Source organism: Nitrobacter vulgaris (assembly GCF_031453995.1).
In the GTDB taxonomy this organism is placed as follows: Bacteria; Pseudomonadota; Alphaproteobacteria; order Rhizobiales; family Xanthobacteraceae; genus Nitrobacter; species Nitrobacter vulgaris.
This window is the reverse complement of record NZ_JAVDPZ010000004.1, coordinates 68,552-90,633: the sequence shown is the minus strand read 5'-3', so window position 1 is coordinate 90,633 and position 22,082 is coordinate 68,552. Positions and strand designations below refer to the sequence as shown.

Annotated in this window: 22 protein-coding genes; 19 read left to right on the top strand and 3 right to left on the bottom strand. The window is 59.6% G+C overall.

The window, feature by feature from the left end; genetic code table 11:
• Positions 1 to 22 precede the first annotated feature (22 nt).
• Positions 23 to 691, bottom strand: coding sequence for a Dph6-related ATP pyrophosphatase (locus GGQ85_RS03580; RefSeq protein ID WP_309773391.1), 669 nt, complete (start codon positions 689 to 691; stop codon positions 23 to 25).
• A complete protein-coding gene (locus GGQ85_RS03575) occupies positions 688 to 2,124 on the bottom strand; it encodes a flavin monoamine oxidase family protein (protein ID WP_309773390.1) in 1,437 nt (478 codons plus the stop codon). The genes GGQ85_RS03580 and GGQ85_RS03575 overlap by 4 nt, the downstream gene beginning before the upstream one ends.
• A 324-nt stretch (positions 2,125 to 2,448) precedes the next feature.
• Here GGQ85_RS03575 and GGQ85_RS03570 point away from each other — a divergent pair, with 324 nt between their 5' ends.
• From GGQ85_RS03570 to GGQ85_RS03480, 19 genes are all read left to right on the top strand, one after another.
• Entirely contained in the window at positions 2,449 to 3,447 is a 999-nt protein-coding gene (locus GGQ85_RS03570) for a YiiX/YebB-like N1pC/P60 family cysteine hydrolase (protein WP_309773389.1), read from the top strand.
• Positions 3,444 to 3,932, top strand: coding sequence for a peroxiredoxin family protein (locus GGQ85_RS03565; RefSeq protein ID WP_309773388.1), 489 nt, complete (start codon positions 3,444 to 3,446; stop codon positions 3,930 to 3,932). The genes GGQ85_RS03570 and GGQ85_RS03565 overlap by 4 nt, the downstream gene beginning before the upstream one ends.
• 231 nt (positions 3,933 to 4,163) lie before the next feature.
• Positions 4,164 to 4,901: a sulfate transporter family protein gene (locus GGQ85_RS03560; protein ID WP_079445112.1), complete on the top strand. Its 738-nt coding sequence runs from the start codon at positions 4,164 to 4,166 to the stop codon at positions 4,899 to 4,901.
• 174 nt (positions 4,902 to 5,075) lie between these two features.
• Positions 5,076 to 6,053 carry a signal peptide peptidase SppA gene (gene sppA / locus GGQ85_RS03555; RefSeq protein WP_079445144.1) on the top strand — a complete coding sequence of 326 codons (978 nt, stop codon included), beginning with the start codon at positions 5,076 to 5,078 and terminating at the stop codon, positions 6,051 to 6,053.
• A gap of 166 nt (positions 6,054 to 6,219) precedes the next feature.
• Positions 6,220 to 6,525 (top strand): integration host factor subunit beta, encoded by a 306-nt coding sequence (locus GGQ85_RS03550; protein ID WP_009796612.1) that lies wholly within the window; start codon positions 6,220 to 6,222, stop codon positions 6,523 to 6,525.
• An 84-nt stretch (positions 6,526 to 6,609) separates the two neighbouring features.
• Positions 6,610 to 6,957 (top strand): LapA family protein, encoded by a 348-nt coding sequence (locus tag GGQ85_RS03545; RefSeq protein ID WP_079445111.1) that lies wholly within the window; start codon positions 6,610 to 6,612, stop codon positions 6,955 to 6,957.
• 172 nt (positions 6,958 to 7,129) lie between these two features.
• A complete protein-coding gene (locus GGQ85_RS03540) occupies positions 7,130 to 7,807 on the top strand; it encodes a phosphoribosylanthranilate isomerase (protein ID WP_309773387.1) in 678 nt (225 codons plus the stop codon).
• Positions 7,808 to 7,957: 150 nt separating this feature from the next.
• Positions 7,958 to 9,202: a tryptophan synthase subunit beta gene (gene trpB / locus GGQ85_RS03535; protein ID WP_309773386.1), complete on the top strand. Its 1,245-nt coding sequence runs from the start codon at positions 7,958 to 7,960 to the stop codon at positions 9,200 to 9,202.
• Positions 9,199 to 10,029 carry a tryptophan synthase subunit alpha gene (gene trpA, locus GGQ85_RS03530; protein WP_309773385.1) on the top strand — a complete coding sequence of 277 codons (831 nt, stop codon included), beginning with the start codon at positions 9,199 to 9,201 and terminating at the stop codon, positions 10,027 to 10,029. The genes trpB and trpA overlap by 4 nt, the downstream gene beginning before the upstream one ends.
• Positions 10,030 to 10,368: 339 nt before the next feature.
• On the top strand, positions 10,369 to 11,328 hold the full coding sequence (accD, locus tag GGQ85_RS03525; protein ID WP_309773384.1) for an acetyl-CoA carboxylase, carboxyltransferase subunit beta: 960 nt from the start codon (positions 10,369 to 10,371) through the stop codon (positions 11,326 to 11,328).
• On the top strand, positions 11,325 to 12,653 hold the full coding sequence (locus GGQ85_RS03520; RefSeq protein WP_309773383.1) for a bifunctional folylpolyglutamate synthase/dihydrofolate synthase: 1,329 nt from the start codon (positions 11,325 to 11,327) through the stop codon (positions 12,651 to 12,653). The genes accD and GGQ85_RS03520 overlap by 4 nt, the downstream gene beginning before the upstream one ends.
• A gap of 362 nt (positions 12,654 to 13,015) precedes the next feature.
• Positions 13,016 to 14,242: a tyrosine-type recombinase/integrase gene (locus tag GGQ85_RS03515; RefSeq protein WP_309773382.1), complete on the top strand. Its 1,227-nt coding sequence runs from the start codon at positions 13,016 to 13,018 to the stop codon at positions 14,240 to 14,242.
• An 82-nt stretch (positions 14,243 to 14,324) separates the two neighbouring features.
• Positions 14,325 to 14,513 carry an excisionase family DNA-binding protein gene (locus GGQ85_RS03510; protein WP_309773381.1) on the top strand — a complete coding sequence of 63 codons (189 nt, stop codon included), beginning with the start codon at positions 14,325 to 14,327 and terminating at the stop codon, positions 14,511 to 14,513.
• A gap of 21 nt (positions 14,514 to 14,534) precedes the next feature.
• Positions 14,535 to 14,909, top strand: a complete 375-nt coding sequence (locus GGQ85_RS03505) for a hypothetical protein (RefSeq protein ID WP_309773380.1) — start codon at positions 14,535 to 14,537, stop codon at positions 14,907 to 14,909.
• 108 nt (positions 14,910 to 15,017) lie between these two features.
• Positions 15,018 to 16,139: a hypothetical protein gene (locus GGQ85_RS03500; RefSeq protein WP_309773379.1), complete on the top strand. Its 1,122-nt coding sequence runs from the start codon at positions 15,018 to 15,020 to the stop codon at positions 16,137 to 16,139.
• 155 nt (positions 16,140 to 16,294) lie between these two features.
• Positions 16,295 to 16,558, top strand: coding sequence for a hypothetical protein (locus GGQ85_RS03495; protein ID WP_309773378.1), 264 nt, complete (start codon positions 16,295 to 16,297; stop codon positions 16,556 to 16,558).
• A gap of 3 nt (positions 16,559 to 16,561) precedes the next feature.
• Positions 16,562 to 16,882 (top strand): hypothetical protein, encoded by a 321-nt coding sequence (locus GGQ85_RS03490; RefSeq protein WP_309773377.1) that lies wholly within the window; start codon positions 16,562 to 16,564, stop codon positions 16,880 to 16,882.
• Positions 16,883 to 17,301: 419 nt separating this feature from the next.
• Positions 17,302 to 18,711 (top strand): collagen-like domain-containing protein, encoded by a 1,410-nt coding sequence (locus tag GGQ85_RS03485; RefSeq protein ID WP_309773376.1) that lies wholly within the window; start codon positions 17,302 to 17,304, stop codon positions 18,709 to 18,711.
• Between the two features lie 85 nt (positions 18,712 to 18,796).
• On the top strand, positions 18,797 to 21,043 hold the full coding sequence (locus tag GGQ85_RS03480) for a DUF5906 domain-containing protein (protein WP_309773375.1): 2,247 nt from the start codon (positions 18,797 to 18,799) through the stop codon (positions 21,041 to 21,043).
• 485 nt (positions 21,044 to 21,528) lie between these two features.
• Here GGQ85_RS03480 and GGQ85_RS03475 read toward each other — a convergent pair whose 3' ends face one another.
• On the bottom strand, positions 21,529 to 22,047 hold the full coding sequence (locus tag GGQ85_RS03475; RefSeq protein WP_309773373.1) for a hypothetical protein: 519 nt from the start codon (positions 22,045 to 22,047) through the stop codon (positions 21,529 to 21,531).
• Positions 22,048 to 22,082 lie beyond the last annotated feature (35 nt).

Sequence of the window (22,082 nt, the reverse complement as noted above, 5' to 3'; positions counted from 1 at the left end):
CGCATCAAGTACACTGGAACGATTACGCAGGCACAAGATCGCAGTAAGCGAATCCCTCGCGCTCGACAATGTCGCCGCGTACGACCTCGATTCGCTGCGAGAATATCGGCGCGGCAAAAACGAAAGTGTGGAACTCGCCGTTTTCGCCGCACGGATCGATTCCGGCCGGAAGGTCCTTCAGTAGCGCCTCATTGAAGTTGCGGCCGGCAAACGAACGGTCGAGCTTCGCTCGATCGATCGAGACCAGATGCGCTTCCAGTCCGCTCGCGATCATGTCGCGCGCAAGCGCCGAAGTAGGCCGGCGCCACAATGGAAACACCGGCGTGATACCAGTGCCGGCGAGCTTTTGTTCGCGATAGGCGCGGATATCCGCGAGAAACAAATCGCCGAAGATGACATGCGTGATGCCGGACCGCTTTGCATCCGCCATCGCCCGCGTCATCCGCTCTTCATAGGCATCGTTCGGGCACGGATTGGGAATCGGCACGACGAGCGGCGGCAGTCCTGCGGACGCGAGTTGCGCGTGCAAGAGCTTTTCGCGCACGCCGTGGATCGAGACGCGGCCGAAGCTCTCGTTCACCGTGGTCAGTGCGCCGACGACATCGAACGCGCCCTCGCGGCGAATCTCATGCAGGGCGAAGGCGCTGTCTTTGCCTGACGACCATGAAATCAGCGCCCTCGGTCGCGTCATCGGGGCAGCGGAAAGCCGAAGGCGTCGTTTGCGCTTCGCGACGGCGTTCGTCTGTCGTGTCGCAATGGCTTGTGCTTTGACGCTGACGGCTGTGCTGGCTCCTTGCTCGCGCCGATTTTTCGCAGCGCGGCGTCAGCCGCTCGCTCGCCGCTCTCCCATGCGCCGTTGACGGTACCCCACAGCGTCTCGTGCGCGGCTTCACCGGCGAGAAACAGGTTGCCCAGCGGCTCCATCAGGATTCTCCGCGAGGGGTGGCCGCCAGGTTCTGCGGCCGACATCGCCCCGAGCGCATAGGGGTCGGCGTTCCATCTGGTCACGGCGGACTGCTTCACCCCAGCCGCAGCATCGCTACCGAATAACTTTGTCAACCACTCCGTGGCGAAGGCCGTCATCGCGCCTGCTCCTTGCGCCGACAGATCGCGACCGAAGCTGCCCGCGATATCAATCGTGCACAACGACGATCCGCCCGCGTTCGCCACGAGAAGCGCGGTCTTTCCGTCGCTGCTCTGCTCTATCATGGTTTCATTGTGTCCAAGGCCGAGCGGATTGTTGGGTAGCCACAGCGCGATGCGATCGTAGCTGCCGAGCGACAATTTCGCAGCCGCGTCAAGCGAGCGCTTCGGCAAGTCGGGCGTGAAGCGGATGTTGCCTGCGGTCAGCACATTGACGGATACGGTGATGATGACGGCGCGTGCGTCGATACGACCCGCGGGTGTCTCGACTCCAATGGCGCGGCCGGCCCAGGTCACCCGGCTGACAGGCGTCGACAAACTCACCGGTATGGCTTGGCCGAGCGTCGCGAGCAGTACGCCGAGGCCCTGTTTGCAATCAATCGCGGCGTTGCGCTCAGGCGCGCTCGCCCGATCCATCACCGAGAGATATTTCAGATCTTTTCCAGTGGCGCTGGCGCCGAGCACGAAATCGATCGTCTGAGCCCAAACGTCGAGATCGCCGGGCAGCACCGAGGCGCAGGCGACGTCGATCTTCCCGCGCGCGGCCTCGCCGATGGCGCGCCGTGCGCGCACCAGCGCCGCGAGGAATTGCTCGGTTTCGCCCGCCCGCGCGTTACGCCGCCCGATGCGGATTTTCTGGCCGAGCTGGGCCGGAAACATCTCTGTACCCACGCTTCGCGCCAGCCGGATCATCGGATTGGTGTCGGGCTCAAACAGCCAGCGTGCGCCGCGATCGAACGGCGTCCCGAAAGTCCTGGTATCGGTGTGACAGCGTCCGCCGATCCTGTCTGCCGCTTCGACCACAAGCACGGTGCGATTTGCCGCCTGAATCCGTCGCGCCGCGGCGATGCCTGCGGCGCCTGCGCCGATCACGACGATCTCGGCATCACGCGGCAGCGGCGCGGCCGGCGCGCGGCCGATGCCCATTCCTGCTACACAGGCGGCGGATGCCGACAGGAAATCGCGGCGTGTCATTCTCATGGCATGGTTTCCAAGACTCAAATGCAGGAATGACCGGCGTGGTGGTTTTAAAAAAAATCGCTTCCCGTTTTGCATGTTCCAAAACGAACGGTCTGATTCCATGCCACCAGAGAATCGTAGATTTTCAGTGTTCTTTTCGGATCCGACGGTCTGGCAGGCTTAGGATTCGGGACACGGCGAACTTGCCGCATCAATCAGCCTGCGGCAACTGTCATGGTGAATCGATGGTTATTTCGCGATTGCAGCTATGAACCGAATTGCAACGGGTTTTGGCCATGGTAAGGAGGGAAAACCGGTCAGGTCGAAAGGCGGAGAGAGACTGCCATGGGTTTCGTGCTCGATACGGTCGGAAAATGGATTGCGGCGTACCTCCAGAAGGAGCTGCCGGGGTACGAGCCGTTCACGCCGAGCGATCCGGAGCGCGTGCGCGGCCTCATTCAGGAGGGCGACGTTCTCCTGGTCGAAGGCAATAGCCGTATTTCCGGCATCATCAAGTATCTGACGCAATCGACATGGTCGCATGCCGCGCTTTATGTCGGCCCGATCGACGGCGCCAGCGAGCCCGATGGCGAGTCGCATGTGCTGATCGAGGCCAATGTCGGCGAAGGTGTCATCTCGGCGCCGCTGTCGAAATATCTTCCGTATCACACCCGGTTGTGCCGCCCGGTCGGGCTGTCGCACGAGGATCGCGTCACGGTGTGCCGCTACGCCATCAACCGGATCGGCTTCGGCTACGACACCAAGAACATCGTCGATCTGATGCGTTACCTGTTTCCGCTGCCGGTGCCGCAGCGCTGGCGGCGGCGCATGATCGCGTTCGGGTCTGGCGATCCGACCAAGATTATCTGCTCGGCGTTGATCGCGCAGGCGTTCGGCGCGGTGCGCTATCCGATCCTGCCGAAGATCACCCGCGCCGGCAGCCGCAACGCCCGGCGCGAGATTCTGCACATTCGCGATTCCTCGCTCTATATGCCACGAGATTTCGACATCTCGCCCTATTTTGAGATCGTCAAGCCCACGATCGTGCGGGGTTTCGATTACCTCTCGCTCCATTGGGCCGACAAGCAGAAGCCGCTCGCGGAGGTGGCGGGTGTTTTGGACCCGATTCAAGTCGGGGCGGGCTTGCCGTCGTTCGCTCCCGCGCCGGTGGAAGAGATGATCGCCGACGAAAGCTCCTCGCCGCGGCAGCGATCCGAAACGGGGGACGCGGCACATGTCCGCAGCGCGCGGGCACGACAGCAGTCCTGCGTGCCCGCCGCAACATCCGACCCGGAGAGCGTGCCGGACCCGGTCCTCAAATGGCCTCGCGAGGCAATTCCATGACCGACGCCGACGTCACCGCTCCCGAACTTGCCGTCTCGCAATGGTTCAATACGGCCGAGCCCATGACGTTGGCAGCACTGCGCGGCCGCCCGGTGCTGCTCCATGCCTTCCAGATGTTATGCCCCGGCTGTGTCGCGCATGGCACGCCGCAGACGCAGCGCGCCTATGAGTTGTTCAAGGCGACCGATCTTCAGGTGATAGGTCTGCACACGGTATTCGAACATCACGCTGCAATGACGCCGGTTTCGCTTCAGGCCTTTATTCACGAATACCGGCTGACGTTTCCGATCGGCGTCGATGCCGCGGGCGACGGCACGCCGCTGCCGGTCACTATGGGCCGCTACGGAATGCAGGGCACGCCGACCAGCATCCTGATCGGCCGCAACGGCCGCATTGTTCATCACGGCTTCGGTCAGCAGAGTGACATGGCGCTTGGCGCCATGGTCGCGGCCGAACTCGCGGGCGCGCAGACCTACGCCACCTAGAGCCTTTCCGTGTCTGAAAGAATCAAAAGCGTGGTTCTACGGTTTTGATCTGACGCGTTTTACGGAAAACCGCTCCATACTTTTTCTCATCCCGCTCTTGTGCCCCGAATCCGAAGTTCGCATCTCGCTTGCAGCATTTGCGCTCCTCGAGGCGCTCATGGTCCCGTGCTCTTGCCGGCGCGGATCGCGGTGTTTATCTGAGCGCAGGATTCCTTGGGGAAACGCACCCTTATGATCGGCGCTGCTGTCAACGCCCTTACGCAGATTCTTTCGCCGCCGATGCGCGCCATCCTGTGGCGCGCGATAGGGCTCGCGCTTGTGCTGATCGTCGTGGTCTCGATCGGACTGCAGCGGCTCTTGAGCTGGCTCGCCGGATCGGGCGAACTCTGGGCGGAGACCATGCTGGGGCCGGCCTTCCACACGCCGCTCAATATTCTCGCCTGGGTTCTTTCAATTGCCGCAGGCTTGGGCATCGTGTTCGGCGCGGTGTTTCTGATGCCTGCGATCACCTCGCTGGTTGCTGGCGTGTTCGTCGACGACGTCGCGGAGATCGTCGAGCACGAGCATTATCCAGCTGATCGCTCGGGCGCGGCGCTGCCGATTGGCCTTGCGATGGCCGAGGGCGTCAAGACAGCACTGCTGACGCTGCTCGTCTATCTGATTGCGCTGCCGTTCGTGTTCGTGGGCGTGGGCGTGATCGTGTTCTTCGTTGCAACGGCGTGGTTGCTCGGCCGGGAATATTTCGAGCTTGCGGCGATGCGGTTCCGTTCACCGGCGGAGGCCAAGGCGATGCGCCGCGATAACGCCTCTACAGTGTTTGTGGCCGGCCTCGTCATCGCAGCTTTCGTGGCGATTCCGATCGTTAATCTGGCGACGCCGCTGTTCGGCATGGCCTTCATGGTCCACCTGCACAAGCGGCTGTCGGGGCCGCGACCCGAGTTAATCACGCCGGACCGGCGCAGCCGCTAGCCGGGGCCAAGTCAAACGGCCAGGTCAAACGGCACGGTTTCACGTTCCGGCGCATGATCGGAGCCGGCCATGCTTTCTTCATATTACGCCGCGATTGGTGTAGTTTGACGAGCCCAAATGTCATGCACCGGCGACGGTGTGATCGACCGCAATATTCCTTGAGGAGAAATGTCGATGTCGATGGAATCCGACGTGATCGTCGATCGCCGCAGGTTGCGCCGCAAGCTTACCTTCTGGCGCGTGGCGTCGGCTTTGATCGTGATCGGCGCTGTCGTTGCAGTCGGCGCTTACGCCACGCCTTGGGGCGGCAAGCTGACCGGCGCCTCCGCGATCCAGCGTGTCAACATCGACGGTCTGATTCGCAGCGACCAAAAGCGAGTTGAGGCGCTGGAGCGACTCGGAAAGTCGAACGCCCCCGCGGTCATCGTCCACATCAACTCGCCGGGCGGCACCACCGCCGGATCCGAAGAGCTTTACGACGCCCTGACGCGCCTGAAGGCCAAGAAACCGATGGTTGTGGTGGTGGAAGGGCTCGGCGCGTCGGGCGGATATATCGCGGCGCTCGCCTCCGATCACATCGTCGCGCAGCAAACGGCGCTGGTCGGCTCGATTGGCGTGCTGTTTCAATATCCGAATATCACCGACCTTCTGAAAACTGTCGGAGTCAAGGTTGAGGAGGTGAAATCATCGCCGCTGAAGGCGGCCCCGAACGGATATGAACCGACCAGTCCGGAGGCGCGGGCCGCGATCGATGCCCTGGTGAAGGATTCCTACGCCTGGTTTCGGGGTCTGGTGCAGAACCGGCGCGGCATGGACGATGCACAGCTCGAGAAAGTCGCCGATGGGCGCGTTTTCACCGGACGGCAGGCGGTAGACCTCAAGTTGGTCGATCAGCTTGGCGACGAAAAGGCTGCGATCGCGTGGCTTGTGGCGGAAAAGAAAGTCGCGCCCGACCTGCCGGTGCGTGATTTCAAATTGTCGCCGCGTTTGACCGATCTGACGTTTATTCGTACCGCCGCTTCGGTGGCCTTTGACGCGTTGGGATTGAGCAGCATCGCTCGACAGGTCGAGCAGACCGGCATCGTGGGGGCGGCAGATCGCCTCAATCTCAACGGAATGCTGGCATTATGGCAGCCCGCACCGTCGAACTGAGGTCCGAGCCGGTCGTGAGCGGGCATTTTGCGCCGCGGGGAACCTCGGATGCTGCGATGCAAGGCATCGCGGCGGGTTTCTCTAACGGCCCGAATCGCATTTAGCGTCTTGACAGTCCTGACCATTTCCAAGGAAATGGGCTTCCCACGCACGGGCCTCAGTCTCGATGATCAAATCCGAACTCGTTCAACGCATCGCCGAACACAACCCGCACCTCTACCAGCGGGATGTGGAGAACATCGTGAACGCGATCCTCGATGAGATCGTCGCAGCTCTTGCGCGGGGTGATCGCGTCGAGTTGCGTGGTTTTGGTGCGTTTTCAGTTAAACATCGTCCTGCCCGCGCGGGCCGTAATCCGCGCACGGGAGAACACGTCCCGGTCGATCAGAAAAGTGTACCGTTTTTCAAGACCGGTAAGGAAATGCGTGAGCGGCTCAATCGCGAGAATGCGACGAGCGAAGCGAGCGCGTAGGAACGTTCAGGGGAGCGGCCCCATCAATCGGCGAGTGAACCTGTCAGCACGATTGCCGACTGACGCTGCGTCGCGAGAGAGATCATGCGCAAATTCCTCACCGGCTTGATCCTGATTCCGCTTGGTGTCCTTTTCATCGTGTTCGCATTCGCCAATCGCCGATTGGTGACGGTGACGTTCGATCCCTTCGGTGGAAGTGACCCTGAGACCGGCGTCACGCTGCCGCTGTTCATTCTCATTATCGCGGTTGCGATTTTCGGCGTAGTCGCCGGGAGCACCGCGACCTGGCTTAGGCAGCGCCGCTGGCGGCATACGTCTCGCCAGTACGAGACGGATGCGCGAGAAGCGCGCGTGGAACTGGCCGATCTGCGATCCCGCTACGAGTCGCGTGAGACGTCGCGATTGCCGGACTTGACCCGGCGGACCGGATAGCGCCTTTTGGATCGATTCGATCCAAAATCATCGTGACTGGCCGCCAGCCGCAAGGAAAAGAACGTTCAAATGGCGTTCTCGCCCGGGCGAGACAAGCCGCTTGCGACGTTGTAGAACTCCCATCGCGCTTGATAGCGGCGATCGGCCGGCTTGCGCCGGATCATTCGAGACCATGCCCCTGATCGTCAAGATATGCGGCCTGTCCACCATTGAGACGCTTGACGCTGCTTTGCAAGCCGGCGCCGATATGGTGGGCTTCGTATTCTTTCCACCGTCGCCGCGGCATCTTGAGCTTCCGCGCGCGCGAGAACTCAGCCCGCAGGTGCGAGGCCGGGCGGGCAAGGTCGCCCTGACCGTCGACGCCGACGATGCGACGTTGAGTGGAATCATGGAGGCCATGCGGCCGGATCTGCTGCAATTGCATGGCAAGGAAACCGTTGCCCGTATCCGCGAGATCAAGCGGCTGTTCGGCCTGCCTGTGATGAAGGCGATCGGCGTTGAAACCGCCGCCGATCTTGCAGAGCTGCCGGGCTATGCCGCCGTCGCCGACCGCCTGCTGTTCGATGCGCGTCCGCCAAAGGACGCGACCCGGCCGGGCGGACTCGGCGTGCCCTTTGACTGGCGCCTTCTGGAAAATCTATCCCTCAAAGTGCCATTCATGCTGTCGGGAGGTCTGGCCGCAGGCAATATTCACGATGCGGTGTGCATCACCCGCGCTGGCGGGGTCGATGTCTCGTCAGGCGTGGAAAGCGCGCCGGGGGTCAAGGATGCCGGAATGATCAGAGATTTCATTCGTGCCGCGCGAGCGACGGAAACCAGTTTGCGCGAAGTGACCTCGCATGTGGAGTAGTCCCGGAGCACTACGGCAGCCGTCATGCTCGCGCAGAGCAGCCGTAGATTGCGTAAATTTGTCTGCGCCGCGGGCATCAACCTCTATCGAGATTCACAGCAAGCAAGACGTGGATGGCCGGAATAAATCCGGCCATGACGAAGGGTGACAATGAATTCCCTCCCCAACTCCTTCCGGTCCGGCCCCGACGAACGCGGGCACTTCGGCACGTTCGGCGGCCGCTTTGTGGCGGAAACGCTGATGCCGTTGATCCTCGATCTTGAGAAGGCCTATGCCGATGCCAGGGTCGACGCCTCGTTCCAGCGTGACATGGCGCGCTACCGCAAGGACTACATCGGCCGGCCGTCGCCCTTGTATTTCGCCGAGCGTCTAACCGAGCATCTTCGGGAAATTTCCGTGGCCTCGGGCCGCGCTGGCGGCGCCAAGATTTACTTGAAGCGCGAGGAGCTGAACCACACAGGTTCGCACAAGGTCAATAACGTGCTCGGCCAGATTCTGGTGGCGCGGCGCATGGGCAAGAAGCGCATCATCGCCGAGACCGGAGCCGGACAGCACGGCGTTGCCACCGCAACGCTATGCGCGCGCTTCGGCCTCGACTGCGTGGTCTATATGGGTGCGGTGGATGTGGCGCGGCAGGAGCCAAACGTCATCCGCATGGAAATGCTTGGCGCCAAAGTGGTGCCGGTGCAGTCCGGCACCCGCACGCTGAAGGACGCGCTGAACGAGGCGCTGCGCGACTGGGTGACCAACGTGCACGACACCTTCTATTGCATCGGCACGGTGGCGGGGCCGCATCCTTATCCGATGATGGTGCGCGACTTCCAGTCGATCATCGGCGACGAAACCCGCCAGCAGATGCAGGAGGCCGAGGGTCGGCTTCCGGATTCGCTGGTCGCCTGCATCGGAGGGGGCTCCAACGCGATGGGGCTATTCCATCCTTTCCTCGACGAATCCTCGGTGGAGATCTTCGGCGTCGAGGCCGCGGGCCACGGCCTCGATAAGCTGCATGCGGCTTCGCTCACAGGTGGACGGCCGGGCGTGCTGCACGGCAACCGCACCTATCTCTTGATGAATGACGACGGCCAGATCCAGGACGCGCATTCCATTTCCGCGGGGCTGGATTATCCCGGCATTGGTCCGGAGCATTCATGGCTGCACGAGACCGGCCGCGTCACATATCTCTCCGCGACCGACGAGGAGGCCCTGGCGGCGTTTCAGCTGCTCACGCGGCTGGAGGGCATCATCCCGGCGCTGGAATCGGCGCATGCGATCGCGCGGGTCATCGAACTCGCACCCGAGCGACCGAAGGATCATCTGATGGTGGTCAACCTCTCGGGCCGCGGCGACAAGGACGTGCCGCAGGTCGGCGATATTCTGAAGGGCAGGAAGAAGTGACCACCCGTATCGACACGCGCTTTGCCGAGTTGCGGAAGCAGGACCGCTCGGCCTTCGTCACCTTTCTGATGGCGGGCGATCCGGACCCCGTGACCTCGCTCGCCATCATCAAGGCGCTGCCCGGGGCTGGCGCGGATATCATCGAAATCGGAATGCCCTTCACCGATCCAATGGCGGATGGTCGGGTCATCCAGGCTGCGGGCCTGCGGGCGCTGAAGGCGGGCATGACGCTGACCAAGACCCTCCAGATGATCCGCGATTTCCGGAAAGACGACGATTCGACGCCGATCGTGCTGATGGGTTACTACAATCCTATCTACATCTACGGCGTCGAGAAATTTCTTGACGATGCGAAGGCAGCTGGCATCGACGGTCTGATCGTCGTCGATCTGCCGCCGGAGGAAGACTCCGAATTGTGCATCCCGGCGATGAAAGCCGGGTTGAACTTCATTCGCCTTGCAACGCCAACGACTGACGACAAGCGGTTGCCGGCGGTGCTCGCGAATACGTCCGGCTTCGTGTACTACGTCTCGATCACCGGGATCACCGGCAGCGCGGCGGCGAATTCGGCGGCTGTCGGCGAGGCAGTCGGGCGCATCAAGCGCCATACGAGCCTGCCGGTCTGCGTCGGCTTCGGCATCCGCACCCCGGATGCGGCCCGCGGCATCGCCGAACGCTCCGACGGCGCGGTGGTCGGCTCGGCGCTGGTGGACGTGCTTAGCGGCAGCCTTGACGCCGAAGGCAAGGCGACGGCCGAAACGGTCAACGCGGTCGCCGGTCTCGCGGCGTCGCTGGCCGAGGGCGTACGGTCCGCCAAAAGCGGGTGAGGAAAGGTGTGTAGGGATTTTCGGCACCATCCCTCTATAAGAATTGGGACGGAAGGCCCGGGCATACCGGTTTCAAAACTCCCTTGCGGAAGAGGGACCCAAGCCGCATCTATGCGCGAGAAGGCCGAGAGGGGTCGCTCCTTCGCGTTATTTAAGCTATAGCGTTTTCGAGCGACGTGGATACCGGTTCGTGTAAAGAAAGCGTGTCAAAACAACAATCTAGAGCTTCTGATTCAATCAGAGCGAAATGCTCTAGAAAACTCCGGCGGAGCGCCCCTTTGCCTTGCGCCGGCCGCTGCCGCACCGGGGGTATTTCTGCTCGCTTATGGAGCGTCTTCGATGAATTGGTTGACTAACGTCGTCCGGCCGAAAATCCGCAATATCCTCAAGCGGGAGACGCCGGATAATCTCTGGATCAAGTGTCCCGACACCGGGCAGCTCGTGTTCTACAAGGACGTCGAGAGCAATCAGTTCGTCATCCCCGGATCGAACTATCACATGCGCATGAGCGCGGATGCGCGGCTGAGCTCGATCTTCGATAACGAGACCTGGTACGATGTGGCATTGCCGGAGGTGCCTGCAGATCCGCTGAAGTTCCGCGACGAGCGCAAGTATGTCGACCGCATCAAGGACGCCCGCGCCAAGACCGGGCTCCATGATTCCGTGAAGGTCGGGTTCGGCAAGCTGGAAGGCTCCGCCGTCGTGGTCGCGGTGCAGGACTTCGATTTCATGGGCGGCTCGCTCGGGATGGCGGCGGGCGAGGCGATCGTGCGAGGTCTCGAACTTGCGGTCGAAAAACAATGCCCCTTCATCGTGTTCGCGGCGTCGGGCGGCGCGCGGATGCAGGAAGGCGTGCTGTCGTTGATGCAGCTGCCCCGCACCACGGTCGCGGTACAGATGCTGCGCGAGGCATGCCAGCCCTATATCGTGGTGCTGACGAATCCGACCACCGGCGGCGTCACGGCCTCCTATGCGATGCTTGGGGACGTTCAGATCGCGGAGCCCGGCGCGCTGATCGGCTTCGCCGGAGCCCGCGTCATCGAGCAGACCATACGCGAGAAACTGCCGGAGGGTTTTCAGCGTGCCGAATATTTGCGCGACCACGGCATGATCGACATGGTGGTGCATCGTCACGAACTGCGGCCGACGCTGGCGCGGCTGTGCCGGCTGTTGACCAAGGCGCCGGAAACGATCGAGACGGCGCCAGAACCAGCTTCTCCTGCCCAGCCGGATGAGCCGGCCGAACCGGCTGCCGTTCCGGAGGCTCCGCCGGCGACGCCAGCCGCACCTCCGGCGTGAGCGCCGTTCCGCCCCGCCAAACGCCGCTCGACGACGTTGTTGCGGGGATCTCGAAGCTGCATCCGAAAAAGATCGATCTCACGCTCGGCCGGATGTGGCGCATCCTCGAGCGGCTCGATCATCCCGAACGCAAGCTGCCGCCGGTTATTCATGTCGCCGGCACCAACGGCAAGGGCTCGACCATTGCCTACCTGCGCGCGATTCTCGAGGCTGCAGGTTTGCGCGTGCACGTCTTTACCTCGCCTTACCTGGTGCGGATCAACGAATGCGTGCGGCTAGCCGGAACGTTGGTGGCCGATGACCCATTGCGTGACGCGCTGCTTGAATGCGAGCGTGCTAATGGCGGCGATCCGCTCACTCTTTTCGAGATGAAGACGGCGGCGGCTTTTCTGCTGTTTGCGAAAAATCCCGCCGACGTGCTGCTGCTTGAGGTCGGCCTCGGTGGCCGGCTCGATAGCACCAACGTCGTCGAAACGCCGCTGGCAAGCGTTATCACGCCGGTCGGCATCGATCATGTTGAGTTTCTCGGCGGAACGCTGATGCAGATTGCCGGCGAGAAAGCCGGCATCATCAAGCGTGGCGTGCCGGTGATCTCCGCCGAACAATTGCTGGAGGCGCAGGCTGTGATCGAGCAGCGGGCGAAGCAGATGCGCAGCCCGCTGCACGCCGCCGGCCAGGACTGGCACGTCCACGTGGAACACGGGCGACTGGTCTATCAGGACGAACGCGGTCTGCTCGACCTTGCCGCTCCTCGGCTGTTCGGCCGGCATCAGTTCGACAATGCAGGCCTTGCGATCGCGACGTTGCGGGCGCAGGACCGGTTCAGCATCGAGACAACGGCGTTCGAGCGCGGCGTTACCGGCGCGGAATGGCCGGCGCGGATGCAGCGGCTGACATCCGGCCGGATCGTGGATCAGGCGCCACGCGACGCCGAGCTTTGGCTCGACGGCGGCCACAACGCCGATGGCGGACGGGTAGCGGCGGCGGCGCTCGGCGATCTTGAGGAGCGGCTGTCGCGTCCGCTGGTGGTGATAACAGGCATGATGGGCAACAAGGACGCGCAGGGCTTTCTCGCCAACTTCGCCGGCCTAACGCGCCATGTCATTGCCGTGCCGATTCCGAACATGGAGAATGCGATGCCTCCGGAGGTCCTGGCGGAAGCGGTCCGCGCGCTCGATATGCGCGCCGAAACCGCGGTGAGCGTCGGGGCCGCGCTACAATCGGTCGCGCGTCTCGCCTACGAAATTCCGCCGCGCATTCTGATCGCAGGATCGCTGTATCTCGCCGGCCACGTGCTGGCGGAGAACGGCACGCCGCCGAACTAAAGTTTATTGAATTCGGGCTGGATCGAACCCACCGTCATTGCGAGCGAAGCGAAGCAATTCAGGACAAAGTAAGAGCTGGATTGCTTCGTCGCTTACGCTCCTCGCAATGACGCCGACAAAACACCTACTCCCGCAAGGGGAGAAGGACGGCGAACGCACCCAAACAAAACGGCCGGCGCTGAGCCGGACATTCGTAGATTCCATACAACTCCACCCTGCTCCACAGTGCTCCGCCATCGTATTGAATTATCGAGATAAAATAGCCGTTTACCCTTCCATCTAGCTCCAGCGTCCTACACCTTGCTCGCCCTAAATCCGCGTCCTATGTTGGGGTAAATGTTGGGGAAGGAAAGCGGCCGGACATGGCAAAAAGGCAACTTCATCGGTTGACGGCTAGGCAGGCCGAGACGATCAGCAAGCCCGGTCGCCACGGCGACGGCGGCAATCTCTTCCTCGTAATCGGCGCGGGCGCTGCACGCTCGTGGTGTTTCATCTATCGGGACGCCGACACTGGCCGTCTCCGTGAGCTTGGACTCGGCCCCGCCAAAGGAGTCCGGAAGCACGGTCTCACGCTGGCTCAGGCCCGCGAGAAGGCTGCGGCGATGCGCCAGCTAAGGCTTGGCGGCCTTGACCCGATTGCGCACTGCAAGGCTGAAAAAACGCAGGCTGTCACGTTCGGGCCGTTCGCCCTCGAATTGTTGGAGAGCATCAAGGGCGGTTTCCGGAATCCGAAAACGGCTAGTGAGTGGAGACGTGGCTTTGAGGTTCATGCGAAGGCACTCGCGGCGAAGCGCCTCAACGCTATCGACACGGCCGAGGTGTTGTCGGTGCTGAAACCTCTGTGGCTCGTGAAACCGAAGACCGCGCGCGAATTGCGCGGCCGTATCGAGCGAGTGCTCGACGCGGCGAAAGTCAAAGGGCTGCGCACAGGTTCAAATCCGGCCGCGTGGAAAGGCCATCTGTCCGAACTGTTACCTGTTCAGTCGCGCCGGAAGCAACACCACGCCGCTGCTGCTTATGACGCTGTTCCCGAAATCATGGACAAGATTCGCGCTGACACATCTACACTCGCGAGGTTACTTGAGTTCAATGTCCTGACTTGCGTTCGTGCTGAGGAGGCCCGCGCCGCAAGAGTTTACGAAATAGACTTTGAAGCGAAGACGTGGACCATTCCCGCTGACAGAACCAAGATGGGACGAGACCACGTTGTGCCACTGGTGGGCCGGGCGATTGAAATTCTGAAAGCTGTGATTCATAAAGACGCACAACCTAACATGTTTGTATTTGCGGGCCGATCAGGCGAAAAGCCGATCGGCAAAGATCGCGCAACGAACTTATTACGTGAGATCGCACCGGGCGCGACACTACATGGAATGCGTAGTTCATTCAGAGATTGGTGCGGAGACAAGACTGGATTCTCACGCGAGGTTGCAGAAGCTACGCTCGCTCACGCCATCGGTAATCAAGTCGAGCAAGCCTATCGCCGCTCCGACGCTTTAGAGAAACGGCGCGCTCTGATGAATGCTTGGGACGCGTGGTGTGCCGGGATTCCGGAATCTGACAACGTGGTGCCGTTTCAAATTAACTAAACATAGCCCTCCCGCTTTCGTTGGCTGAGATGCGGATGGTTATCGTTCATGGTCGCTCCACATATCCCGTGGAGCGTCAACGATGACTAGCGAATGCCCATTCGACGAGATGAGCTTCAACCCGAGCGGCGCGGCCCGCGTTCTCGGTATTTCCGATAGTAAGATGTTTCAGTTGCTCGCTGCCGGTGAAGTAGCGAGCTTCCGCGTCGGTCGCGCGCGCCGGATTAAGGGCTCAGCGCTTAATAAGTATCGTGAAGCCAACGCCGTCTGACGCTGCTTCGTACGTTACAAAATGTCCGATCATATCGACATCGAAATGATTCCTGAACAATGCCATGAAGTGGGTAATATCTCCCCGCTTCTGCGCGCTTTGTGTCCGGACCTATCCGATGACGCGACGCAATTTCTCTCTGATCGTATACATCTGAATCCGTCACGGGCTGATCCGACCACAAAACCCCGCCACGAAGCGATTGCCGATTTCATCGAAGCGTACGACCGCAAGAAAACGCGACGTGGCTTTGACCGCGCGGCGTTTGATGCTGTGTATCCTCAATATAAAGCATTACCGGGCGGTAAGACGTTGATGAAAGATCGCGCTGAAACGTTGGTACGGGGTGAACGTCCGAAAGAGGTTCGGGAAATTTTGCGTCAGCGTCGCGGTTAAAAAGTACCCGCATCATCGATCTATTTGGGCGTTGTGCCGATTTTGGCGGGTATCGCGAAACGAAAATCGCACCGATCTTATCATCAGATTCATGACGAGGTTTTAGCGATGCGCGATTACTCCAATAACCGAATGCTTCCCGCTGACGAATTAAAGAAAATCAAGCGTCGACTCCCTTCTTATGGTCGTTCCGCGATCCGCAGAATGGAGAATGACGTACGCAACGCGCGGGCCATTGATGAGGGAAAGTGGCGCGTCATCGGCGTCGAAGACGTTCAGGAACGCTATCGGTTACGCACCGCATACGAGCGCGCCGAATCGTATTTGACGCGAGTCAAGGCAAACGGTGCAAACTTAAACGAAGCGGCTCCGTTCATTTTAGAGCGTGATGAGGCGCGCGACGCGTTGACAGCGTTTGAAGAAGATCGTGAGTCGCGCCTGTCACAACTCCGCGACGCAAAGTCGCGTACCGAGGGCGGCCTTTTAGAACGCTGCAAACGTTTTCTTTCTGGACACTCACAAACGACTTTCAAGGAGCTAGTAGCGCCAGTTACTAAAGGTGATCTTTCCAAGGTTTTGATAGCAACCCGCTATGCGATCGCTTCAAAGAATGCCGACATTGCTAACCTCGACTTGGCTCCGGTTACACTTGCCGAGGCAACGGCCCATATTGATCACGACATTGAAAAGTTCGCACGAGCGGGAGCGCCTGACACGTACATGGCCCTCCGATTCTTGGCGACCAACAGCAATACGCGCCGCCATGGCTTTACCAGATGGCCAGAGGTTTGGACGGGTATCAATGGACGTAAAATTAACGACGGCTTTTCGCTGGTCTTTTGGGCCTTGAAAGATTTGATCCGCGACAAGCTCGTGGCGGAAGCCAAACAGCGCATCGAATCGAGTGCATTTCCGCCAATTGCCATCGCAGATCGCGCACCGCGTGAAGCGCAATTGCGTGCTGAACTTCTAGACCTTGAGCGGACAGAAGAGGCCATCGTCGCCGCTCTTCAAGCGAAGGGTGATGCGAACGTAGTGCGCCGATACAATGCCGACCCGCGCGCCTTGCTCGGTATTGAAATCGTCACGACGGAACCAACGCATGGAAAATCGGGCGACTCGCTCGCGCAATATACACACGAGCCGAAGATGGAAGCGCCCAAAGGGCAATCACTACCTCGCAGTTCGAAGTGGGTGAATCAAGGCGCGCGCAACACGGACTCCGAATGACTTTGAACGCCCTGAGGTGATGTGCCCCATGCACCTCAGGGGAAGCCCGGCTGGTTACCGGCAAGGCCGCCGCGTTTACGCGGATCATGGACGCTAGATGCGGCGGCCAACACTTTTAGACAGTCCAATTCACTTTCAATGAAGAGGATTTTTCCATGCCAAAATTTTCAGATGTTACCGTTGCCGTTCGTTCCTACCGCTCGCGCAACGGCGGCTCACATGCTGACCGCGCAATTCGCGCGCATACGACGGGGGACGTGACAATCGATTCTGCTTCTCCTGAAATGATTGAACGCGTGCTCGGTGGGCCGTCAAACAAGGCCGATTCTGCCCTCGGCAAAGCGGAAAAGCCGACAAGTTGGGACGATGTCCGTAATCGCGCGTGGTCTCGCTACAACAATCCGCCACGCCGCGATTAACCGATGGTACGTCTCAAATTCACGATTCCGGAGATCGGGAGCGGCATCTTAGGTTTTGTGCCGGGTCTTGATGTCACTGGCGTTGACGACGAGGGCCGAAAGACCCTCGTCCGCCTCATCGAGTCAACCGCGACCCTTCCGGAATTGGCGAAGCGAGTCGGCGTCACCATCAACGATATGCATAAACGTGCGCAAAACGCCGTGATGCTACGTCCCGTGATTACGGGAGATTTCTTCGAAGCGCGATACATGAAACGCGATCTTGCGGAATGGTGGCGTAGCGAGTCCAGCATGATGCGCTGGAAACCGAAGAAGATGTTTTGAAATGTTGGCTGACGCGGCGGCCATTTCATTATTTCATTAATTACTGGATGTGCTTTCAGAAAGAGAAATTGACCAATGTTTTTAAAGCGTCATGAAATTATCCGCGAAGATATTACGGGCATTGCGCTCTTGTCGTTGAGCCGGGTTAACGTTCTCTGTTTGACGAAAGGCTTCCCGAAGCCAACGCGTAGGGATGGTCGTCGCACAATTTACGATGCTCGCGCGATCATGAAATATTTTACCGATCGTGTTGACGGCCGGACAATTGAAGGCCGCAAGCGGAAACACCGCCACAGGAAATGAAACGCCGCAAGCGGCTCGTCCGAATAGTCGGCCGCGACGGAATCACACGTCAGTATTTAGTTCGCGAAGACGGATCGCGGCTGCTCATCTTCACGCGCGGAAAATGAGATTTCCAGATGGCTATGAAAATCGACTACGTTGACCCCGCTGCGGTACGCGCGGCGAAGGACGCGAAGAACAAGGCGCGCGAGGCGTTACGCGGACCACGGGGCTATGAAGGTTTGCGCGGCCCCAAAGGCGCGACCGGTAAACAAGGCCCGCAAGGCGAGCCCGGCATTGACGGTTTAGACGGTGAGCCCGGTCAGCATGGGAAGACCGGAGCGCGCGGCGCATCCGGCGATAATGGATGGAGTCCCGTTCTATCCGTCGTGAGCAGCGGCGCACGCCGCGTGCTTCGCGTATCTGATTGGACCGGAGGTGCGGGCGACAAGCCGGGCACCGGGTATATCGGCCCTGACGGCCTCACAGACAACATCAAAGAAGCCGTTGACGTTCGCGGCACTAAAGGCGCGCAAGGCTTCGCAGGGCCGCCCGGCGTCGGAATTCGTGGCCCGCGTGGTCCGCAAGGCGATCCCGGCGAAGGTGGTAGCGGCTCGGGCGACGGCGGCGAAGGTTGGAGCCCTGTCCTAGCCGTAGCCACGGACGGCGAGCGCCGTGTTCTCCAAGTTTCGGATTGGACCGGCGGCACGGGCGACAAGCCGGACATCGGATTCTATGTCGGTGCAACCGGACTCGTGAGCGACATTGCCGACGCGGTTGACGTGCGCGGCGGTGTTGGTGCGCAAGGGCCGCAAGGCGACATTGGCGATCAAGGCCCTCCGGGCGCTGACGGCGCTACCGGAGCGCAAGGCCCGGCCGGTGCTGATGGAGCTACCGGAGCGCAAGGCCCTCCGGGCGCTGACGGCGCTGACGGTGCCACAGGACCGCAAGGCCCAACCGGAGCCACAGGACCGCAAGGCCCAACTGGTGCCACGGGGCCTCAAGGTCCGTCAGGATCAGCTAGCGCGGTCACGTCTATGCGTTGGATTTATTATACGGACGTGACTGCGACTAACAACACTGACGCTAGGGACTACGCATCGTTATGCGTGTGTACCGGCTTAAGTTGGCCCGCAAATATCACGAGTTGGGGCGGCACGGTTATGCGTTTTCGTTATCTTCAATTCTATATCGCGGTACTTGGTACAACACCCCATTCGCTTAAGGACTTGACGATGGAGATTACACAGCATGGACGATGGATCGCCCGGAACGATATCGACTCGGCTTTAATGGGACACCCGCCGAATGTCCTCATCATTGTGCGTGAAGGCGACGCCCAAGACTGGTACGAGTATCAGCGGCATTTTAAGCCTGATACGATCAAGGCGGCTGTAGTTGACGGACACGTAATAAACGCCGTCGTAGATGTGAGCATGATATGCCCGGCTGAACATCTACTTATCGAAATAGACGATACGACCGGCGACCCGAAAGAATACATCGGCAGGGCCTTCGACGTAGAGCAGAACGCTTTCGTTGGCTGAAATCAAAAGGACAGTGCGACATTCATAAAAGAAATGCCCGGCATCGAAATCAACCGACGACCGGGCAGGTTTTATGGAGTGCCGAATGAATACCGTCCGAGTAAAGACCGCTCAACAAACTTTTGAAACTTACGACTCCAATATTTTCGACCTTATCCCGCTTGATGGCAAAGCGCCTCGCGACAAGAATTGGACGACTCGGACCTACGACAGCGCGAAAATCCGGCGTGCCGCGATCAAAGCGCGCTTTAACGTCGGCGTACGTCTGAAACCCAATCAACTCGTCATTGATATCGATCCGCGCAACGGCGGCTTGGATTCTTTTGAACGTTTTTGCATTGATCACGGCCTTGATGACTCTCTATTCCCGCGCGTCGTCACCGGCAGCGGCGGACTCCATATTTACATGGCGAAGCCCGCAGATGTCTTGATCCGGAAAGGTTTGAAGGAATATCCGGGCATCGATTTTCTATCGCGCGGCACGCAAGTCGTCGCGGCGGGCTCGATTCATCCAGGGGCGAAAAAGCCGTACATATGGGATGACGATTTTCCCGACGTGCGCGACGGTCTCCCGGCTGTACCCACGTCCGTATTGGATGCCATCACCCGCCCCGCCTCTGAATCGTCCGGCGTCGGCGGCGAATATTCGCCCGAGCAAATCGCGGCAATGCTAGACGCTTTGGACCCGGCTGATTTCCGCGAACATTCGGTTTGGTTGAGGTTGATGCAGGCTTGTCACCATGCCTCCAGCGGCGACGCGCGCGAACAGTTCATAGAGTGGAGCATTTCTGATCCCGAGTATTCCGACCAAGCCGAAATGATCGGGAAGCGATGGGACTCACTGCACGAAAAGCGTGACGACGCGGTTACTGCGGCGTCACTGCGCTACGAGCTAGAACAGCGCGGGCTACTGCATGTCATCCCGGCCGCTGATGCATCCGGCGACTTCGACGCAATCGACGATGAGGATTTGTCGTGGCTTGATCCGCCGTCCGCCGATGCGCCAGCGATCCGCTTAAACCAAGTCAATGCGGAGAACATCAATAATGTTTTCTCGCTCGTCAACGTCGGCGGAAAGACCCGCGTCCTCTATTGGGGCAAGTCCCCGATAGACAGGCGAGTCCGCGTTCCAGAATTATGGGCGACGGAGGAATTAGGCAAGGCGCTCGCTAATCGTTTCGTTGTGATCCGCGACGAAGAAGGTGGTGAGAAACGCATTCCACTAGCAAAATGGTGGCTAACAAGACGCGGGCGTTACACCTTCGACGGCTTGATATTCGACGCTGACGAGGCCGATGTGTCGGAGTCTGACGAGATCAACTTGTGGCGCGGTTTCGGTATTGATCCCGCGCCCGGTAATTGGAGCCGGATGCGGAAGCACATTCGCGACATAATCGCAGACGGTGACGACGCCTCGTTTGATTACATCATCAGATGGATTGCATGGGGTTTCCAGAATCCGACGAAGCAAGCTGAAGTCGCGCTCGTGTTGCTCTCCAAGGAGAAAGGCACCGGTAAAGGATTCCTCGCCCGCGCGCTTTGTGAAATCTACGGCGCGCACGGACTCCACATATCGCAGCGCTCGCACCTTGTGGGGAAGTTCAATGCTCACTTCGCGCAAGCCGCCTTCGTCTTCTGTGACGAAGCTTTGTGGCCGGGCAACCATGACGACGAAGGCCCACTAAAAGCGCTCGTGACCGAACCGACGATGCAAATCGAGCCGAAGGGCGTGAACGCCTACCGAATGCCGAACGCGCTCAAGATCGTCATGGCCAGCAACAACGATTGGGTTGTGCCTGCATCCGGTGATGAGCGACGGTATGCTGTCTTCCAAGCCTCTGACCGGCGGAAGCAGGATCACCGATATTTTGAGCGGTTGCGTGCGGAGATTGAAGGCGGCGGCCTCGCCGCGATGCTGCACGATTTGCAGGACATGGACTTAAAAGGCTGGCACCCACGCCACGGTGTCCCGGAAACAAAGGCGCTGGCGCAACAGAAACTCCTATCCGCACCGCCCGAGATCAAATTTCTTGGTGATCTACTCGGGGAAGCCGTGTTGCCGTGTCAGCATCCCTCAAAGCCATATCGCGCACCGGCCGCCGATCTCTACGATTTCGCGCGCCGAAAGTATCCGAGCATTGCAAGGTGGACAGACAATCAGTTCGCGGACTTTCTAAAAAGCTGGAACGTGGAGCGGCGGCGCGTAAGTGTGAGTTGGTGGGACTTTCCGCCCCTTGCGGACATGCGCAGAGATTTTCGGGCAAGGCATCCGTGGCACCCGCCTTTCGACGACGCTGACGAATGGATGACGGATTTGGGGCACGACGCCTAACAAGGGTGCCCTAGTTGCGCGGGGGCTGCGCACTCGCAAACCCTATAAAACAAGGGGAATGCGCAACTAGGGCAACTAGGGCAACTAGAGCAGCTTATAGAGATTAGTATAGAAATATAGAAAGCTACGGCGATTTGAGGGGTGCGCAGGTTGCCCTAGCTGCCCTAGTTGGCCTTATAGCACTGATAACATTGATAATTTTGGTGCGCAGCTTTGGGCGTGAGGTGCGGTAAGCTGCGTGGGTTTATTTTCCTATAAATCGGAATAAATGCTGAAATATTTTTCGGCGGGATTAGGGTTGTTTATTAGGTTTAACGGGTCCTCCCGGAATAAAATCCTACGAGGGCAATACATGAGTGCGTGCCCTCTCTTTGTGTGAACTTTTTATTTTCGGGTTTCTATAAGATAGCTCCGAAAGTTTTCGCTGCGAGTCAAACCGTCAAGTTGCAGGCGCAACCGAACCGCTTAGAAGAATGGCGAAAAAGTTATAACCAAGTAGACCAACAGCAGCCAACGCCGAAATCACACATACAGTAAGCGTGAAACGCCATGCGGGGATGAACCCAATAGAAACCCGCGCTTCTTTTCGCTGCAACTCCTGCAGTTGTCCGAAAAAGACATCCGGTTGGGGCGGTTTCGTCAGGAATTCGTGGCTCAACGAAAGCCGTTTTCCGCTGATCCACATCTTTATAGACTTCGAAAGCGATAAAGACCGTAAGCGATACTCCCGCTGCTAAGGCTACGGCGATGTTCATTTTTGGTGAGAGGTCCTTTCGCGTTGCCGACCATATCGCGAAAATGCCTGCATATCCTCCAATCATAATTAGGTTGGTGTAGGCAATGGCCTTATCTAGAATCTTGCTTTGCATATCAACCATTGCGTCTAATGCCTTCTTTTGCTGCGCCTCCGCTTCCTTCCTTTGCTGTGCCACTGCAATTTCATTGATCGCCTTTCCCAATTTGCTTTCCACTCCCGCGATGACTCGTCTGGTGTCGTGATCCATAATACCCCTCCCAAAATGTCTCAACGAATCCATCC

Bases quoted from the DNA above. Each gene is read 5' to 3' on its own strand.
- GGQ85_RS03580 (WP_309773391.1), bottom strand. From the start codon at position 691: ATGACGCGACCGAGGGCGCTGATTTCATGGTCGTCAGGCAAAGACAGC.
- GGQ85_RS03575 (WP_309773390.1), bottom strand. From the start codon at position 2,124: ATGAGAATGACACGCCGCGATTTCCTGTCGGCATCCGCCGCCTGTGTA.
- GGQ85_RS03570 (WP_309773389.1), top strand. From the start codon at position 2,449: ATGGGTTTCGTGCTCGATACGGTCGGAAAATGGATTGCGGCGTACCTC.
- GGQ85_RS03565 (WP_309773388.1), top strand. From the start codon at position 3,444: ATGACCGACGCCGACGTCACCGCTCCCGAACTTGCCGTCTCGCAATGG.
- GGQ85_RS03560 (WP_079445112.1), top strand. From the start codon at position 4,164: ATGATCGGCGCTGCTGTCAACGCCCTTACGCAGATTCTTTCGCCGCCG.
- sppA (WP_079445144.1), top strand. From the start codon at position 5,076: ATGTCGATGGAATCCGACGTGATCGTCGATCGCCGCAGGTTGCGCCGC.
- GGQ85_RS03550 (WP_009796612.1), top strand. From the start codon at position 6,220: ATGATCAAATCCGAACTCGTTCAACGCATCGCCGAACACAACCCGCAC.
- GGQ85_RS03545 (WP_079445111.1), top strand. From the start codon at position 6,610: ATGCGCAAATTCCTCACCGGCTTGATCCTGATTCCGCTTGGTGTCCTT.
- GGQ85_RS03540 (WP_309773387.1), top strand. From the start codon at position 7,130: ATGCCCCTGATCGTCAAGATATGCGGCCTGTCCACCATTGAGACGCTT.
- trpB (WP_309773386.1), top strand. From the start codon at position 7,958: ATGAATTCCCTCCCCAACTCCTTCCGGTCCGGCCCCGACGAACGCGGG.
- accD (WP_309773384.1), top strand. From the start codon at position 10,369: ATGAATTGGTTGACTAACGTCGTCCGGCCGAAAATCCGCAATATCCTC.
- GGQ85_RS03515 (WP_309773382.1), top strand. From the start codon at position 13,016: ATGGCAAAAAGGCAACTTCATCGGTTGACGGCTAGGCAGGCCGAGACG.
- GGQ85_RS03510 (WP_309773381.1), top strand. From the start codon at position 14,325: ATGACTAGCGAATGCCCATTCGACGAGATGAGCTTCAACCCGAGCGGC.
- GGQ85_RS03505 (WP_309773380.1), top strand. From the start codon at position 14,535: ATGTCCGATCATATCGACATCGAAATGATTCCTGAACAATGCCATGAA.
- GGQ85_RS03500 (WP_309773379.1), top strand. From the start codon at position 15,018: ATGCGCGATTACTCCAATAACCGAATGCTTCCCGCTGACGAATTAAAG.
- GGQ85_RS03495 (WP_309773378.1), top strand. From the start codon at position 16,295: ATGCCAAAATTTTCAGATGTTACCGTTGCCGTTCGTTCCTACCGCTCG.
- GGQ85_RS03490 (WP_309773377.1), top strand. From the start codon at position 16,562: ATGGTACGTCTCAAATTCACGATTCCGGAGATCGGGAGCGGCATCTTA.
- GGQ85_RS03485 (WP_309773376.1), top strand. From the start codon at position 17,302: ATGGCTATGAAAATCGACTACGTTGACCCCGCTGCGGTACGCGCGGCG.
- GGQ85_RS03480 (WP_309773375.1), top strand. From the start codon at position 18,797: ATGAATACCGTCCGAGTAAAGACCGCTCAACAAACTTTTGAAACTTAC.
- GGQ85_RS03475 (WP_309773373.1), bottom strand. From the start codon at position 22,047: ATGGATCACGACACCAGACGAGTCATCGCGGGAGTGGAAAGCAAATTG.